This window comes from Desulfatiferula olefinivorans (genome assembly GCF_054657895.1).
Map to the genome: position 1 here is coordinate 59,281 of NZ_BAAHXV010000009.1, position 17,376 is coordinate 76,656.

15 protein-coding genes are annotated in these 17,376 nt (G+C 57.9%); 5 read left to right on the top strand and 10 right to left on the bottom strand.

Annotated elements, in window-relative coordinates:
* Nucleotides 1-3: 3 nt before the first annotated feature.
* The 6 genes from ACYQ11_RS08625 to ACYQ11_RS08650 all read right to left on the bottom strand — a co-directional run bounded on the left by ACYQ11_RS08625 (nt 4) and on the right by ACYQ11_RS08650 (nt 6,635).
* Complete coding sequence (locus ACYQ11_RS08625; protein ID WP_459923372.1) at nt 4-609, bottom strand: anthranilate synthase component II; 606 nt, start codon at nt 607-609, stop codon at nt 4-6.
* Nucleotides 610-804: 195 nt separating this feature from the next.
* On the bottom strand, nt 805-1,581 hold the full coding sequence (locus tag ACYQ11_RS08630; RefSeq protein ID WP_459923373.1) for a FecR domain-containing protein: 777 nt from the start codon (nt 1,579-1,581) through the stop codon (nt 805-807).
* Nucleotides 1,582-1,587: 6 nt separating this feature from the next.
* Nucleotides 1,588-2,310 carry an FHA domain-containing protein gene (locus tag ACYQ11_RS08635; protein WP_459923374.1) on the bottom strand — a complete coding sequence of 241 codons (723 nt, stop codon included), beginning with the start codon at nt 2,308-2,310 and terminating at the stop codon, nt 1,588-1,590.
* Nucleotides 2,311-2,498: 188 nt separating this feature from the next.
* The gene (locus tag ACYQ11_RS08640; protein ID WP_459923375.1) at nt 2,499-3,326 is read right to left on the bottom strand and encodes a PP2C family protein-serine/threonine phosphatase; all 828 of its coding nucleotides are present in this window, start codon (nt 3,324-3,326) and stop codon (nt 2,499-2,501) included.
* A 141-nt stretch (nt 3,327-3,467) separates the two neighbouring features.
* A complete protein-coding gene (locus tag ACYQ11_RS08645) occupies nt 3,468-6,014 on the bottom strand; it encodes a CHASE2 domain-containing serine/threonine-protein kinase (protein WP_459923376.1) in 2,547 nt (848 codons plus the stop codon).
* A 186-nt stretch (nt 6,015-6,200) separates the two neighbouring features.
* Nucleotides 6,201-6,635 (bottom strand): acyl-CoA thioesterase, encoded by a 435-nt coding sequence (locus tag ACYQ11_RS08650; protein ID WP_459923377.1) that lies wholly within the window; start codon nt 6,633-6,635, stop codon nt 6,201-6,203.
* Nucleotides 6,636-6,905: 270 nt separating this feature from the next.
* Between ACYQ11_RS08650 and ACYQ11_RS08655 the strand changes: the two genes are divergently transcribed.
* Together ACYQ11_RS08655 and ACYQ11_RS08660 are read left to right on the top strand one after the other, a co-directional pair.
* Nucleotides 6,906-8,261 (top strand): acetyl-CoA hydrolase/transferase family protein, encoded by a 1,356-nt coding sequence (locus tag ACYQ11_RS08655; protein ID WP_459923378.1) that lies wholly within the window; start codon nt 6,906-6,908, stop codon nt 8,259-8,261.
* 260 nt (nt 8,262-8,521) lie between these two features.
* Nucleotides 8,522-9,709 carry a DUF362 domain-containing protein gene (locus ACYQ11_RS08660; RefSeq protein ID WP_459923379.1) on the top strand — a complete coding sequence of 396 codons (1,188 nt, stop codon included), beginning with the start codon at nt 8,522-8,524 and terminating at the stop codon, nt 9,707-9,709.
* 224 nt (nt 9,710-9,933) lie between these two features.
* On the opposite strand, the gene ACYQ11_RS08665 is transcribed toward ACYQ11_RS08660, so the two are convergent.
* The 4 genes from ACYQ11_RS08665 to ACYQ11_RS08680 form a co-directional block, all read right to left on the bottom strand.
* Nucleotides 9,934-10,653, bottom strand: a complete 720-nt coding sequence (locus ACYQ11_RS08665; RefSeq protein ID WP_459923380.1) for a hypothetical protein — start codon at nt 10,651-10,653, stop codon at nt 9,934-9,936.
* A 583-nt stretch (nt 10,654-11,236) separates the two neighbouring features.
* Nucleotides 11,237-12,601 carry a flavodoxin family protein gene (locus tag ACYQ11_RS08670; RefSeq protein ID WP_459923381.1) on the bottom strand — a complete coding sequence of 455 codons (1,365 nt, stop codon included), beginning with the start codon at nt 12,599-12,601 and terminating at the stop codon, nt 11,237-11,239.
* 101 nt (nt 12,602-12,702) lie between these two features.
* Nucleotides 12,703-13,689 (bottom strand): hypothetical protein, encoded by a 987-nt coding sequence (locus ACYQ11_RS08675; RefSeq protein WP_459923382.1) that lies wholly within the window; start codon nt 13,687-13,689, stop codon nt 12,703-12,705.
* Between the two features lie 38 nt (nt 13,690-13,727).
* Nucleotides 13,728-15,194, bottom strand: coding sequence for an InlB B-repeat-containing protein (locus ACYQ11_RS08680; RefSeq protein ID WP_459923383.1), 1,467 nt, complete (start codon nt 15,192-15,194; stop codon nt 13,728-13,730).
* 92 nt (nt 15,195-15,286) lie between these two features.
* Between ACYQ11_RS08680 and ACYQ11_RS08685 the strand changes: the two genes are divergently transcribed.
* From ACYQ11_RS08685 to ACYQ11_RS08695, 3 genes are all read left to right on the top strand, one after another.
* Nucleotides 15,287-15,475 (top strand): hypothetical protein, encoded by a 189-nt coding sequence (locus tag ACYQ11_RS08685; RefSeq protein ID WP_459923384.1) that lies wholly within the window; start codon nt 15,287-15,289, stop codon nt 15,473-15,475.
* Between the two features lie 11 nt (nt 15,476-15,486).
* A complete protein-coding gene (locus tag ACYQ11_RS08690) occupies nt 15,487-16,980 on the top strand; it encodes an SPFH domain-containing protein (protein ID WP_459923385.1) in 1,494 nt (497 codons plus the stop codon).
* Between the two features lie 64 nt (nt 16,981-17,044).
* Complete coding sequence (locus tag ACYQ11_RS08695; protein WP_459923386.1) at nt 17,045-17,263, top strand: hypothetical protein; 219 nt, start codon at nt 17,045-17,047, stop codon at nt 17,261-17,263.
* Nucleotides 17,264-17,376 lie beyond the last annotated feature (113 nt).

Genomic DNA, 17,376 nt, shown 5'->3' on the forward strand with positions numbered 1-17,376 from the left:
CCTTTATGGGGCTTGAGGAAGTTCGACCGTCAGGGGGCCGCTGCGCAAAAAATTCTCAATCATGGTAAATCCGTGGTCGGTCAGAAAACTCTCCGGATGAAACTGAACCCCGAACAGGGGATAGGTCTCGTGATAAAGACCCATGATCACCCGGCCCCCGTCGCAGTGGGCGTTGAACCGAAGGCCCCGGGGGTCTACCGGCGGCTCGATCATCAGGGAGTGATAACGGGCCACGGTAAAGGGCGAAGGAATCCCTTTGAACAACCCCTGACCGTCATGAGTAACGAGGCTGGTCTTGCCGTGGACGGGCACCGGGGCGCGGACGGTCTGCCCGCCGAACACCTCGCCGATGCACTGCATGCCCAGGCAAACCCCCAAAAGGGGTTTTTCCTTGTAAAAGGTGCGAATCAGGGCCTTGGAGACACCGGCCTGGGACGGGTTGCCGGGGCCGGGACTGATCAGGATGTAATCGGGGTCGATGATGTGAACCTGCCGTTCCGACACCTGGTCGCTGCGGTACACCTTGACGGCAAGATCGTACTGCCTGAACATCTGGACCAGATTAAAGGTGAACGAATCGTAGTTGTCGATCACAAGAAGGGTCGCCACCGTGTTTTTTGCCTCCCATAAATAGCAAACGCCCCCCGGAAGAGTCTGGGTGGCGTTTGCCTGTAACATAACTCAGGAAAGTAAAACTCAGATTTACGGAAACTCAGGGTTTCCGGTGTTACCGGGATACTCGAACCTGTCTATCCGAACCCAAAAACGATGTCAAGCAGGAATTGGAACCCTGAAGGGAAAACATCATTGAGCGCCCTCGGGTGCGTCATGGCGATAGGCATCGAGAAATTCTCCGGCAAAGCCCTCGAGATCCTCGAACACCGCCTTGTCTGACGGGGCCATACCCCGCTGGTCCACCCGGTTTCCCCGGATGCGGATCACCTGATCGGCCTCGAGGAGAAAGGACTTCTTGAAGGCCACATAATCATCCTTCTCCTTTTGGATAAAGGCGTCGCCTTCCTGTTTCATATCGGCAACCCCCTTCTCCATCTCGGCCTTGAAGGCTGAAAGCTCATCCTCCTCGGTCTTCCGGTGAATCTCGAAGGCGCCCTGGGGGGCCTCCACGTGGACCTTTCCCTCTTTGAGAGAAAGGGTGTCCCCGTCCTCGCCGGCATCGACCACAAAGGAGGTTGCCCTGACCCCGAACACCGCCGAGGGTGCCCGGACCATCCGGGTGGGCCCGGTATCCCGGGCAAAGGCAAAGAGAATTTTCCCCTTGAGCTGGGCGAACAAGGTGGGTTTTTCGATGCCCAGACGGCTGTTCTCGCCGATGACCGTGACGGACCCGTTGGTGAAGGTGACCACGGCCCGTCCCCCTTCATGGGTGTTGATTTCCTCATCGGTGACGGCAATGTAGTCCGACACCTCGGGCGTACGTTCCTCCCCGTTCTGACTGCGAATCAGCACCTCGCCCCGGCTTTTGACGATTTTTCCATGAAAATCCCCGGCCGGGCAGATTGAAGGTATCACAAGGGCGGCCAACAGGACCGCCAGGGTCGTTTTTCCCGTTCTGATCGTCATCGCCGTCTATCCCCTTAAAATAAATGTCGCCTTCATCGGACCGAGGGTGATGGTGTCAAACTCTTCGAGTTTCACCGATTCCTTCACGGTCTTGTCGTTGACCTTGGGCTTGGCCATGCCGCCCACATAGCTCAACTGATACCCGCCGGGCATCATGCTGATGGTGGCGGCCACCTTGCCCACGGTGAGCCCCTTGACCACGATGTCGCTGGACGGATCCTTGCCGATCTTGGTCAGTTTCTTGGCCAGGGTCAGTTCGCCTTCCCCGCCGCTCAGAAACGACAGCACACCCATCTTGCCCGCGGGCATCCGTGTCTTCATATCCGAGGCGGTCCGGGCCAGCATGTCGCGGTGCTCTTCGGTGTCCAGCACCATGGTTTTTTCCATCCAGCCTTCTTCGTCTTCCTTGCCCTCGTTGTCAGGACGTTTTTCACCTTTCACATAACCAAAAATCAGCCGGTGCTTGCCCACGGAAATGATATCCCCGTGCCTGAGGGGGTGGGTGGTGATCATTTTGTCGTTGACGAAGGTTCCGTTGGTGCTGTTCAGATCCATAATCATGAATCCGCCGCCTTCGGTGGTTTCCACCTTGGCGTGTTTGCCGGAAACGGACACGTTCTCGATGACGATATCGTTGCTTTCACGCCGGCCGATGGTCAGGCTTTTGCCCTTTTCCAGCCGGTATTTGCTGATGATCTTGTCCTTGAACTGAAGTTGAAGAATCGGCATGTCATCCTCTCTTTGAATGATATTGTATTCTTGACGGCTTCGTAAAAAGTCCGATATCTGCGTTACGCGTCAGCCCTCGTCACTGCGGCGTACCCTTTAGTACGCCTCATTCCTCGGGCTTCGCAAGCCTTGATCTCGAACATTTTACGAAGCCGTCCAAACATTGACTTTTTACGAGACCATCATTCTTACCCCTGAAGCCGTGCGCTGATTTTTTTCAACCACGTTGAAATCAGACTTCCGCGGGATGCGCGTTTCATTTTTTTCACCCGGACCACAATCACGGTGATGTTGTCGTCCCCGCCCCGTTCCTTGGCCATGTCGATCAGCCGGCGGCAGGCCCGTTCAGGATGTTCGTCCTTGACCACCAGAAGAATTTCATCGGGGCTCAGTTTGTCGCTCAGCCCGTCCGAGCAGATGACGAAGGTGTTGCCCTTGTAGCACTGGTTCTCACAGATATCGGCGTCCACCGTTTCGGCCACGCCCATGCCCCGGGTCAGCATGTGCCGGAATTTCTCGTCAATCTGGACCTCATCGTCGCCGGCCATGGACGCCTGCTCGGCCAGAACCGTATGGGGCACGGAAAGCAGTTCGATGGAATCTCCCTGAATCAGGTAGATGGGACTGTCGCCCACATTGGCCGCCACAAAGGAATCGTCGGTAAACCAGACCGCAGACACCGTGGAACCCATGCCCCGGCAGGCGTCCCTGGCTTGGGAGATGCTGAAAACACTTCGGTTGGCCAGTTGAATGGCGGCCAGCATCCGGTTGGATTCCCGGGTCAGGCCCGTGTCCGTGTCCGCCAGTTCCTCGACCTCGGCACCGTCTGCAAACCGCTCCATGTAACTTTTCATGGTTTCGATGACCACGCGGCTGGCCACTTCGCCCGCCTGGTGACCGCCCATGCCGTCGGCGACCACGTACAGTTTCAGGTCATCGCTGACAAAAAAACTGTCTTCGTTGCCCGCCCGCTTGCAGCCCACATCCGTCATCCCGGCCGATTCAACTACCACCATAAGCGTTCCCGATCATCCCGCGTTGTTTGGTTATACCCGTATGCATGATCCGCTTCGTCAAGACACCGGGAGTTTCCAGAGGGTTTGCGTGGGTCATTTTCCCCTATTTTCATTAAAAAAACAACCTTAGATCCGTCCTCGTCATTTCGAAACCTGTTTTTTGGCCATCACCGCATCGATTTTCCGTCCCAGTTCCCGCAGATGGGCGGCCATGATCCCCGCCCGGGGGTAGCGTTTTTCCCGGTCTTTGGCCAGGGCCTTGTCCAGAATGAGCACCAGGGGTTTGATGATCTTCGGGTTCAGGGTCCGGGGATCGGGATGGGGTTCGTTCAGGATGCTGTGCATCAGCGCCGCCGGGTTGTCTCCCCGGAAGGGCAGACGGCCGGTCAAAAGACGGAACATCAGGGTGCCCAGACTGAAGATGTCCGACCGCCCGTCGACTTTTTGGCCTGAAAACTGTTCGGGGGACATGTAGTGGGGCGTTCCCTTGATGACCCCGGTCATGGTCTGGGACGTGGCCGTGATCCTGGCGATGCCGAAATCGGTGATCTTGATCACCCCTGTGTCGAGCAGCATGATGTTGGCCGGCTTGATGTCCCGATGGACGATGCCTTTCTGATGGGCATAATCCAGACCGTCGGCAATGTCGGCCACCACGTCGATGACCTTGCGCATGGGCAGCAGGTGATCGGGTTTGGTGAACTGGTCAAGGTCCTTGCCTTCCAGGTACTCCATGGCGATGTAGGCGATATCCTTTTCCGTTCCGGCGTCGTAGATGGTGACGATGTTGGGGTGGGACAGGGTCCCGGCGCTTTCGGCCTCCCGGAAAAAGGTCTCGGACATTTTTTTGGCTTCCTCGGGCTCGAAATCATCGGAAAACCGCACGGTCTTGATGGCGGTGGTCCGGTTGATCCGGGGGTCCTGGCCCAGGTAGACCACGCCCATGGCACCCTTGCCCAGCTGCTTGATAATTTCGTAGCGCCCCAGGGTGGGCCGCGTCCCCGTCCCCGTGGCCGCCAGGTTCTCCGACGACGAGGAGCCTCCGCCCAGAAAACCGTCGCCGAACACCAGGGTTTCCGAAGCCAGGGTCAGTTTCTTTTTCCGCTCGACGATGTCCTTGTACCCGGCATCGTACTCGGCCATGTACTCATACACCGAGGCGGCCTTGTTCAACTGGCGTTTGCGTTCATAGTCCTGGCCCAGGTTGTACAGGACGCCCATCATCTGGTTGTCCAGGGGAACCCGCCTGAACTTGTCGAAGGCCATGTCCAGCATCCCCTGTTCCTGAAAGGAAACACCCAGCATGCGGTTGGTTTCGGCCGATTCCCCTTCGATTTTCTCCTTGCCCGCCTCGGTGAGAAAATATCGGATGCTGATCACCCCGATGTAACCGAACAGAAGAAGCAGGGCCGGGCAGGTCACCGCGATCCAGAGGCCCCGCCCGACAAACAGGTAGCCGGCTCCGAAAAGAAGACCCGTCATCAGGCCGAAGAAGGTCAAGCCCGCGGCCAGGGCTTTGATCCGCGGGAGAACAAGGGTGACGACGAGCCCCAGACCGATGATCAGAAGCAGTTCCGCCAGGGCGGCCCAGGGCGGCACCGTTATATACCGTTCGTTGAGAATGGCCCAGACGGTGTTGGCGGAAAATTCCCCCATGGGCATGCTGATGTCCGCCGGGGTGTTCAAGGGATTCATGATCCCCGAAGCCGACGGACTGATCAGGACCATCCGGTTCTTGAAAATGGACGGCGGAACCTTGCCGTGGATCACGTCATAGAAGGAATAGCGTTTGAACGCGCCCCGGGGGCCCTTGAAGCTGATGAGGAATTCCGAATAGCGGGTCAGGGGAATCTCACGGCTGCCCACGGTCAGGGAAAAACCCAACTCGGCCCGGATGCGTTCGATGGGCACGTCCAGATAGGCCGCCGCCAGCCGCAGCGGATAAGAGGGAATGTAAAGGCCCTGGAATTCATAGATCAGCCGTTCCTTACGCACCGAGCCGTCCATGTCTGCGCCGAAATTGATATGCCCGATGCCCAGGGCCGCCGATAGAAAGGCGTCGATGGGCAGAATGATTTCTCCGGCCCGGGGGCAGTCCGTTCCCGGCGGGATGGTCACATGGGCAATGCTCTGATCGGTGAGGGGATGATTCTCGTCGGCCAGGGCGTCACTGATCACGGCGGCATCTTTGAAAAACGCAGGGAGCATCACCCGCCCCGACGTCATCATGGCGTCTTTGAGTCTGCTGTCGTTGTCCAGGCGTTTCTGGGCCAGGGCCAGGGCGTCGGCGAACGCCTCACCGCTTCGACCGGTCTGCTGCCTGAGTGTCCGAGCAAACAAGGATTCCAGGTCCCTGATTTCCTTGAGGCCCGTGTTCTGTTCCGCTTCGCTGAGAATCAGGTTCAGGCCGATAACCTTGGGATCGGCGGCACTGATCGCCTCGATACCCCGGGCCACCAGGGAGCGGGGCCAGGGCCAGCGGCCGAGCTTCTCGATGGATTCGTCGTCGATGTCCACGATGACAATCTCGCTCGACGCCGCAGCGTCCCCCCGGAGCTTCATCCGGATATCGTAGTATTTCAGTTCCAGGCCGTCGAAAAAATCAAGGCCCGTCAGCCAGAACGCCAGAAAGAGAAAGGTCAGACTGAGGCCCGAAACCAGGGCCGGCTGTTTTTTGATGAATCCCATCAAGCGGTATCCCATGTCTGCGAGTTATCGATCAAGGACGGAACAGGCACACCCCAAACGGCGAAACCCGGCGCGATCCGGGCCGTTCTCCGGGACAGAATGACGGCTGCCTCCGAAAACCCCCGCCAAACCCGCATCGGATCACCCCTTTGGATGTCTTTTCGGAGTTTACACGAAAACCCCGAATTAATCACTTTTTTTTTCAAGAAGACGGATGCGCTCCGTGAGCACCTCCGGCAGGCGTGCCTTGGCGTTTTTTCGGTAATCGTACGCCACGATCAGCGCCTCGCCTTCCGCGGCCGTCAGATTCCTCGTTTGACTGACCACGATGTACTCCATGGTGAAACGATCGTCGCCGATCGTCGAAACCCGGGTCCCCACCGACACCGTGTCCGGATAGGTGAGCGGCACCTTGTAACGGCACTGGGTCGACGCCAGGATGGGCCCGATGCCCGTTTCCTCCATGAGATTCATCATGTCGAGCTTTTCGAAATAGGCGATCCGGACACTTTCAAAGTATTTGAAGTAAATCACGTTGTTGACATGGGAAAAGGCATCCATCTCTCCCCAGGCTACGGGGATCGGGATGATGACGGGGCAGGCTTTCAATAAATCGCTCATGGTTCTCCTTTGACCGGGATGGGGTTGGGGGCATAAACCGCTAACCTATGCAGAATGCGCGACTTTTGACGTGGAGTCAAGCCCATGATCGTTTACAGGTCGTCAAATCCATGGACACCCGGGCGGGGGGAAAAAACGCCCGTCCGTTCGCATTAACGCTTATTTATTTGAAATCAAACGGCAAAAAACGGCCGTCATTTCCGGCACGCCCTGTGCGATAGGGGTTCTTTCTATCGCGTTTCACCAAAAAAGGCACAGGAGACCATGACCATGACCCACCCGAACCGAAAACTCTACCTCGAAAAACGTGTCACCGCTGATGAGGCGGTTCAAAACATCCAATCCGGCAGCCGGATTTACTACGGCGAGTTCGTCCTTTTTCCGGAGGCCCTGGACCGGGCCCTGGCCCGGAAAACAGCGGACGGGAATCTTGAAAACATCACCATCGAATCGGTCTGCCTGACCCGGGTCCCCGAGGCGATGAAACACGATGAGACGGCCCCGGCCCTGTCCGTCCGGGACTGGCACTTCGGGGCCGTGTCCCGAAACCTGTATGCCAACGACCAATGCGCCTACAAACCCCTTACCTACCACCACGGCCCTCGCATCATCCGGAAATATGAGACCTACGACGCCGTATTCCTGCCCGTCTGCCCCATGGGTCCCAGGGGCAACTTCAATTTCGGCCTGTGCAACTCCTTGAGTTCGGCCGTGCTGGACAAGGCCAAAACCATCATCGTGGAGGTCAACCGGAACATTCCAAAATGCCTGGGGGGCAATCAGGAATCCATCCATATTTCCCGGGTCACCCATGTGGTCGAGGGCGAAAACCCGCCGCTTCTTGAGGTTCCTCCGGCCAGGCCCACGGACACGGACATCATGATTGCCCGGCATCTGATGAAGGAAATCGGGGACGGTTCCTGCCTGCAACTGGGCATCGGCGGTCTTCCCAACGTCATCGGCGAGATGATCGCAGACAGCGATCTCAAAGATCTGGGCCTGCACACGGAGATGATGGTGGATTCCTGTGTGGATCTCTACGAAAAAGGCCGGATCACCGGCGCCCGGAAGGTGGTGGACAAGTACAAGATGGCCTACACCTTCGCCATGGGGACCCGAAAGCTCTATGACTTTCTTGACGACAATCCGGTCTGCGCCTCCTATCCGGTCAACTACATCAACGACCCCCGCATCATCGCCCTGAACCCCAAGGTGGTGGCCATAAACAACGCCCTTGCGGTGGATCTGTTCAGTCAGGTGGCCTCGGAGTCCGTCGGCCCGCGCCATATCTCGGGGACAGGCGGCCAGCTGGATTTCATCATGGGTGCCTTCTACTCCCATGGGGGCAAGGGGATCATCGCCCTGTCCTCCACCCACACGGACCGAACGGGCAACCGAAAATCACGGATCGTGCCCACCTTAGACCCCGGCACCATCGTCACCGTGCCGCGATCCATGGTGCATTACGTGGCCACGGAATTCGGTATCGCCCAACTCAAAGGCAAATCCACCCGTCAGCGGGCCGAGGCCCTCATCGGTATCGCCCATCCCGGCTTCCGGGATGAGCTGATCGCCGAGGCCGAGCGGATGGGGCTGTGGAAACCCTCTCGCTCCAAAGGAGAGTAACCGGGGAACGCGAAAAAAATCATCGGGACAGTCAACGACACGGTGGCCCCGGCATGGTTTTTCTGATATGGAAAACGGATTCATAAGGGTCGCGGGAAAACTATTTTTCTGAGGCCCTATCATGATTTTATGACCCCATGGAGGAAAAGACGATGTCGCCCACCGTTTCATTAACGTCATACGCCCCGAACGCGCAATCACTGCAAACCGCCATCACCCGGTGTGACGGCTTCGCCCGCCTCAAACCCACGGACCGGGTGATGATCAAACCCAATCTGGTGGCCTTTGACGACCAGTTCCCCATTGCCCCCTTCGGCGTGTACACCACCACCCGCCTGGTGGAAGACCTGATTGTCTGCCTGAAGGATTTCGGCTGCTCGAACATCACCATCGGCGAAGGCTCGGTGGTCATCAAGAAGGGGATCGACACCCGGGCCGCCTATGAGGGCCTGGGCTACACGGCCCTTGCTAAAAAATACGGGGTATCCCTGGTGGATCTCAACGAAAGCGAGGCCGCCGTGTTCAACTACCATGACGGCATGGAACTCCATATCGCCAAAGACGCGGTGGAGCAGGATTTCTTCATCAATTTTCCCGTGCTGAAAACCCACGGCCAGACCAAGGTTTCTTTGGGCATGAAAAACCTCAAGGGCTGTCTGAAACTGAAATCCAAACGCCACTGCCACAACCCCGACTCCCACCTGGAGTTCGCCTTTTCCCACATTGCGGATTTCGTCAAACCGGCGCTGACCCTGGTGGACGGGATCTACGCCCTGGAAAAAGGCGCCCTTCACTTCGGCAACGCCTACCGGAAAAATGTCATCATCGCCTCCACGGACCTTCTGGCGGCGGACCTTCTGGCCGCCCGCACCATCGGTTACGCCGGTGAAGATATCGATCATTTCAGGCACTATGCCCATCGCCACGGAAGATCCCTGTCTCTGGACGACTACACCCTCTCGGGCGAGCCCATAGACGACCACATCACCCCCCTCAAGTGGGACTGGACCTGGACAGCCGATAACACAGGGCCGGGCATCTTCGCCAAGATGGGCGTCACCGGCACGGCCCTGCCCAAATACGACGAAACCCTCTGCTCCGGCTGCTCCCCCATCGCCAACATGACCAATATCCTCGTCCTGTCGGCCTTCAAGGGCCGGCCCCTGCCCAGCGTGGAAATCCTAAACGGCAAAAAAATGCAGGCCCGCCCCGGCTACGAAAAAACCGTGCTTCTGGGCAACTGCATGATCAAGGCGAACAAGGACAGCGACACCATCGCCTGCGCCGTTCCGGTCAAAGGCTGCCCCCCCTCCGAAGACGACGTGGTCGCGGCCCTGAAAAGCGTGGGCCTCGACGTCAACATCCTGGCCTATTACGGCTACATGAAACAGCAGAGTGAAAAATACACCGGCAAAGAGGGCTACGAGACGGCGTTTTATACGGCCTGAGGGGAAAAGGGAAAAGAGAAAAATCGGCCTCCGGCGGCCCTGCCGGGGGCCCTGCCGGGGGCCAACCTTTTGAAAAGGTTGCCAAACGGGTTTTTTAAGATATTTCAATGTCCACCCTGTCCACCCTGTCCACTCCGTCCACCCTGTCCACCCCGCCCGTGTAAAAACTGTTTTTTTTGGTGCAACACCGTGTGGGGCCCTGACATCATTCAGTTCAGCCGTATTCAATCGATCCGCCGGTAGCTTGCGCCGGTGGCGGTGACCACGAAGGTGGCGTGGTGCAGGGCTTCGTCGGGGTTCGCGTCCGACCTGAGCAGTAATTTCCGATCGATGTCGTCGGCGCCCGCCACGTCATACACCATGCCGAACTCCATGCGGCCCACTTCCTGCCCCCGTTGATCGACGAAAACCGTATCGCTTCGAGCTTCAGGAAGGTTCGAAAGCCTGCGTTCACACTGCTCACACCAGAGCCGCCGCACCGAATCCGGACACCCGGCGTAGTCGGAAAGGGTGATATCCTTGAAGGGCCGGGTCTGAACGCGCCCGTCCTCCCCCACCTCGATGTGGAGGCCTGCCGCACTGAATGCCACCCGCTGTGCGTCTTCTAAAGTTTCCTCGCTTGCCGGGGCAAGTTCCAGGGCTTTTCGGTAATGGGTCCAGGCGTCGTTCAGACGGTCGGCCTCCCAATGGACCAGCCCTTTGAGTTCATAGGCGATGGACAGACCCGGACAGGTTTCAAGGGCCGCATCGCAGGCAGACATCATCTGGTTTTCGCTCATCGTTGAGGTCTCGGCCACATAATCATTATAGATACCGGTGATCTCCTGATGAAGCCGTGCGCATTTTTCCTCCTGAGACGTGCAGCCGCTGATCATCAACGCATGCCCGGCCGCAACAAAAACAACCATGGCGCATCCGAAACGCCGTAACAATGCCTGCATCATGTCCTCCTCCTCATGTGATGAACTCGTAAAAAGCATTTCCAGGCCCAATAAGGCCCCATATCCGAAAGGAAGTGTGTTAAATCGCTTTGTTGCAAGATTGAATAAACGACCCCGCCGCAAGCTGCCGGTGCATTGGGACCAGGCAACCGCAGGTAGCATTCGTTCACGTGCATGTTCACGTTCACGAGCACGAGCACGACAGGCCGAGACCGGTTCGACCGCCATCGTGAACGTGATCGTGGCCGTAAACGTGAACGGCATTATTCCGTCACGCAGGATAGGCCCATGTGTTTATAGACCATACATGCGATTGGATAGTGGGCCGTCTTTGAAAAAACGTAGACGCTTTTTTGCGCCCCAAGGGGCGGGGTATTAAACCCGCAGCTGCGCAATCAAGCACCGTGGCGCGATGGGACATGCCGGGCCATGGAAAAACGGCCCGCAACACCCTCCGCGCCATCCGTCCACCCTGTCCACCCTGTCCACATTGTCCACGCCGTCCACTCTGTCCACCCCCCCACCTGCCAAACCACCGGCGCCCAAAAAGCAAACTCCCCCTATCTTTTTCTTCGTGACCGCCTCCTCATTTGGTTTCGACGACCTTCTGATGGGGTTTGACCATTTCGGACTTGAGCATCTTCCGTATGGCGTCCCGCATCTGGGGATCTTCGGTCAGTTCGAACATGGTTTTGTTGGTTTCCATGGCCCGCTTGTCGTCATGGGGGAAATCGTAAAGACCATGGCTCTCGAAATAGGCGTGATCGGCCTGGAACACAAACCGGTGCCGTCCGAACACATCGTCCCTGAACACCTTCATTCCGGCCCGGCCCAGAAAGGTCGCAGGCGCCACATAAGATGCCCCGGCCAGGGTCAGACATCGGTCTGCGGCGTTTTGGATCAGGGCGTCGATGGCGGCACTGTCCACCCCTTCGTCTGTGACGATATCCACCAGGTTGGCGCCCTGCCATTCGGTGAAGGCCTCGATCACCTCGCGCAGGGGAAACACCTGGGAAAGGGGGCCTGAAACAAGGAAACACAGCTGCTTGCCGGTCATGGTGGGGGTATGGGTGTTGTAAAAGCCACGGTCAAAAAACCGTTTCCATGTCGACGACAGAAAGCGGTCCCTGATCTCTCCGGCCATGACGATGATATCCGCCGGTTTGACGCGGGTTTCATAAAGGGCGATCAGATCGTCCTTGTCCGCGTACACGCACTGGTGGTCAAACCCGCACTGCACACAGCCCAGACAGCCTCCGCTGACCCGCACCTCGGACAGGTCGATCACCTCGGCCCCCGCAATACGGTCCGCAAAGGCCCGGGCCATGGCCGGGACATTCGAGCCGCTGCGTTTTTCATCGATCATGACAATGACCTTCTTGTCCGTGGGTTGGGCTGCCGAAGATCCTGGCCGGTAGGCGAAATCACGGCGGACGACCGGCATAAAAGCCTTCGCGCAGGGCCGCTTCGAGACCGCGGTATCGATGGCCTGATCGGCAAAGGCCAGAAGCCGGGACCGTTCACCTTCGGCCAGCAGATCGTAGGAATCGGCGGAAAAGGATCCGGCAACGTGCATGCCCAGATCCTCACACACCGCCCGCAGGTAGGTGTGGGCGCAATGGTCGAAAAAATGGATGGAGGTGGTCAGTAAAGCCGCGTATTTTCCCTTGAAGGACGAAGGATTGTCCCAGATGATTTCGATGAACCGCTTGAACTGCGAGGGCACGTTGAACACATAGACCGGACAGGCCAGAATCACCAGGTCCGCCCGGGCCACCCGCGCCATCACATCGGCGAGCTTATCCGGATCCTTTTCAAGGGCCTTGATGTCCCGGCCCACATGAACGATGTCGACGGCATGGTCCGGCCGATGTTTGGCGATGTAATGCACGGATTGAAGGGTGACGGACAGCTCCCCCTTGGGGCTTCCGCTGAGCACGCAGATCTTCATGATGACTCCTTGTCGGGATGGGGGGTACGGGTTTACAAAAAACAATGATGCATACAAACTAAATGAAACGGCCGTTTTCTTCAACCTTCATTTCATGTTTTTCACGATTTGATACTGCGTATCAGTTCGTCGTAGATCCGGCCCAGGTCGATGAAGGCCTCGTGGGTGCCGCCCCGGTCCGGGTGCAGCTCGGCGGCTTTTTTACGGTACAGGCGCTGGATGTCCCTGCGGCCCATGGCCTTGAGGACCGAGGCCGACAGGCCGAACACGGCGGCGGCATCGGCCATGACCGCATCCGCGGGGCGATCGGTCTGACGGTGGTAGCGGCGACGGTTGAACCTTGCGAACTCCAGGTTTTCAAACAGGCGGGAGGCCTGGTATTCGAAATCGAAAAACATCAGAAGGTAACGGATCAGATAGGGATGAAGCGACGCGGTCATGTCCATGCCCGCCCAGAACGACGGATCACCGTTCAGCCCGCACAAATCGTCGAGCAGATGGTCCTCGACCTTGTCCTGGTCCAGACCCTGGGGCATTTCCCGGGCGATCAGGGCGGTGAAATGGCGCTGGATGTCGAAAATCACGTAAACATAAGCCTTGATCTCTTTGGATGACAATGCGGCCTCGTCGCGTATGAAGGCCTGTTCCAGCTCGTCCCGTGATTTGGCAACCAGAGGACGGAACAGGGCCGCCGGTGCCTTGTCGATGTGGCGCTGGTTCATGCAGCCCGTGCGGAGGAAGGACATCCGGCGCTTGTCGAACACATGGACGGCGGACACGTCGGGTTTGACGCCGTCGCCGCTCCGGCGGGACCGGGGCCCGGCATAAAGACGACGGATCTCCGGGCGGACAAAGGGCCAGAACATCTCGTCCAGGTCATCGGGATTGACCGGCCCCACGGCCGCCCGCAGGGTGTCCTCGACCACGGAATCAATATAATAGGACCGCCCGTGGGGATAATGGACGAACCTTCGGGGGTCCGGCCCCAGATCCATCAGCCGGCGACTGCGGTACACCCCGCCGTCGGCATAGGACTCCCGGATCGAAAACCGGTTTTCTCCCTTATGGACGGACCTTGCGATATACACCCTCGTTCCTTTTCATCTTAGCCGATGCAATCCCGCCATCATTCCAGGGTCCCGTCCCAACCGGCGATGCGTGCCCAGAGCCACCAGGCCGCGTAGGCTCTCCGGTTGCCGGTGATATGCTGGGCATAGGCGGGATTATCATCGGTATGGGCCGGATAATCCACATTGCCCGTCACCCAGTTCCGGCAGGCAAACCAGTCCTCGCCTTCGGTGTGGGACTGCTGATAGTTGAAATGCTGCACGTTGGCGTTGCCGCTTTCCGTGGGCTTATAGGTATCATCACCGTAATCGTAGACATCCTGGCTCCAGTAATCCAGACAGAAATAGCCGTTGGCCCGGCAGTGGTCCACGATGGCTTTATGATTGACATAGGGCGAGCGGGAGGCGTCGGGGTCGTCCCCGTCCGACCCCCTGGCATAGCCGGTCATCCACACGAAGGTCACCGCGTTGTCGTCCGTCCGGCCCTTGCTGCCCCCGGCGCGGTACATGGCCGTCAGCTCGTCGAAGTTGTCGAGATAGATCGACACGTCGTGGCCCTCGATGCTGCACCAGGACCACATGACGACGTTGACGTCGGCGTGGGTGTCCAGATAGGACACGGTGCCGTTGAAATAACCGGTGTGACCGCTGCCGTCCACGCCGTCATTGCTCAGATCCGTGCCGTTTGCACCACGATAGTGAATATCCAGCTTGCCGGCCACCTTGGTTCCGTCGGTGGTGAAGTCGAAGCGGGCGGCGTCACCGGCTTTGTATTGCGTCAGCCCCGCCATACCCTCCATGACCTGCTGGGAATGGGAGGTACCGCAGTACAGAATATGCAGATTGTCCCGGGCCGCCGAAAGCGCCGACTCGGGAATACGCCGAAGCACGCTCTCTTTGGCGATGGTCTGATCGGCCACGTACAGTTCGGTCACCTGCGCCGCCTCCACCCATCGTGCGTAGAGGGTCACGTCGGAAGTACCCATGGCAAAGGTCTGGCTTTGGGTATACACCGTTCCGGTTCCCGAAGCGTTGAGGCACCATCCTGAAAACACATGGTCCGAAAGGGTCAACCCTCCCCCGTTGCCCAGCACCGTCACGGCCTGCCCCTGTTCGTAGGCCGCCGAAGATGCCGGCACCGCACCGTCATCAGCGCCGTTGCCGTCATAGATCACTGTCCAGGTGGGGCTTTCGGTCCATTGGGCATAAAGGACCACATCGTCGGCGCCCATGGTGAAGGTCTGGGCCTCCTGAAATGCATCACCACCTCCCCCGGATTCGGTGTTCCAGCCTATGAACGAAAACCCCGTCCGAACCAGATCGCCGGTGTTTCCGAGAACCGCCACGGTCTGTCCGTCGGCATAATCGGTATCATCGATCGGTTCTTCACCGCCGTCGGCACCGTTGCCGTCATATATGACCGCATAGGTGACAGTTCCCCGGTTGCTGGTGTCATCTCCGCACCCCGCAAGCACCATCACCGCCATCATCAGAGGCATCCATAGCCTCAGCCTGCCGTTTCTCATCGCCTGCTCCCTGCTTTGATTGTCCGAAACACTGTGCGTTCCAAGGGGCTCAAGCCCGTGGAAGGATCTTATAACGGGCCAAGGACTGCATAATGCCTGCCAACATTGCCTGTTTTCCAAAAAAACAGCCCCGGATCACAGATATGCCGGCCGCCTTCGAGCTTGAAACGACCTCGGCTATCGTTTATACTAAGTTCGTTTTCATTTCAATCATCATCGCATTCGCCCCTCGGGAGCCATCCCGCGTCGGCGATTCAAGCCCTTTGACCATTGCAGATTGAAAGGATAAGCCATGCTCTGGATCGTATTGTGTATCCTGACCGTCATACTGATGATCGTGCTGACCATCCTCAAGACCAGGCACGACGCCCGGGTCATTGAAAAAAAGCTCATCGCGCAAAAAGAGGGCATGGACCCCGGAGCCTTTGAGGCCACTCACCGGTTCCCCATTCCCCAGGTCCTCCGGAATCTGTTATCGGTTGCCGCCGCCGTATTCCTCTGCCTGGGCTTGTTCAACAAGGTGTTTTTTTATGCCGAGCCCGGATTCGTCTATCACGTCAGGACCATTCTGGGACAGGAGCGGATCATTGACGACGTGGGGTACAGCATGTATCTTTTCGGCCGTGTCAATGCCTGGAAAAAAGCCATGACCGTTCTGGCCGATGACACCACCATCGACGGGGTCAATGCCGAAGGCGAACAATCCACGGCCAGCGCCAGCCTGCCGCCCCAGAACATCATGTTCCTCGATCAGGTCGACGCCAACGCCATGGCCATGGCCCGTTTCCGCCTGCCGTCCGACCGCGAGACCTTTCTCAAAATGGCCCATGAGTACAGGACACCCGAGAATCTCTTGCGGGTGGCCCTGATCCCCTCGTTCATGGAAACCCTCCAGGCCACGGCGTCCCTGATGAGCGCCGAGGATTATTATTCCGGTGGCCGCACCGAGTTCATCACCGAGTTCGAAAACCAGATGCAAAACGGAATCTACCTGGTCAAACGCCGGGAGGTAAGCCGGACGTCCCAGAAAAAACAGACCTCCGAGGCCGATGCCTCCGCGCCTTTGAGCCAGGACCTTTATGGCGATCAGATCCAGACGGTTTTCGTTGTCGAAAAGCAGCTCGACAACACGGGTCTTCCGTTGAGAAAAATCCAGAAATTCACCCTTTACGGCATTTCCGTCCATGAGGCCCGAGTGACCGACATGAAACCCAACGCCAAATTCGTGGAACGCATGCAACTCAAACAGAAAGCGTCCGCAGACCGGGCCATCGCCAGAGAACAGAAAATCCAGGAAGAAGAGCAGCGACTGCTTGCCATTGCCCGAGGGGACCGGGAAGTGGCCGAGCGCCAGGCCAAAATGAAGGTCGATCAGATCGAAATCACCACCAAGGCTGAAAGCACCAAAAAACAGGCGCTCATCGAAGCCAGCCGCCTGAAGGAGCAGGCCAAGATTCAAGAGGAGACATCCATGATTCTCCTGTCCAAGGCCAAGATCGATGCCGAAGCCGTGATGGTCCAGGCCGATGCCGAAGCCTACAAGAAGAAAAAGATCCTGACGGCGGACAACGCCCTTGCCCAAAAGCTCGATGCGGAAATCCAGATCCAGAAGATCTGGGCGGAGGCCTTTGCCAAACGTCAGGTCCCGGCTTACGTCTTCGGTGCGTCCGGGGAAACACCCGTGGGGTCGGACATGGAAGTGAAGCAGTTCATGCAGATGATGACCCTCGATGCCGCCAAACGCCTGAACTACGACCGTGGCCTTAATCTTCCGGACAAGCCATGACCCGTATCTGCCATGGAGGCGGCCCGACGGACACCTCCGTGCACCTCTCAATTCAAGGACACCCATGAACACCCTCATCATGAACCGGGCCATCTTACAGGTCAAGGCCCTGCTCGCCCCCATGGGCGACATCTGCGGCATCTGTTATAAAAACAAAGCCGAGTTCGGGCCTGACGCAGCCATCGAGGTGATGGGCATTGAGACGGCCGTCGGTCTTTGTGTCTGCCGGACCTGTTTTGACAACATCAGGATCGCCTTGGGTGAGATTTCCCAGGAATATTGAATCCCTTACAGGGAATGGTGTAAATAAAAACACTTGACAGACGATAAGAAAAAGCGTTTTTATGGCACCTTAAAACGGCCCTGATACGACATGACCATGCCGGAACGGGGCGT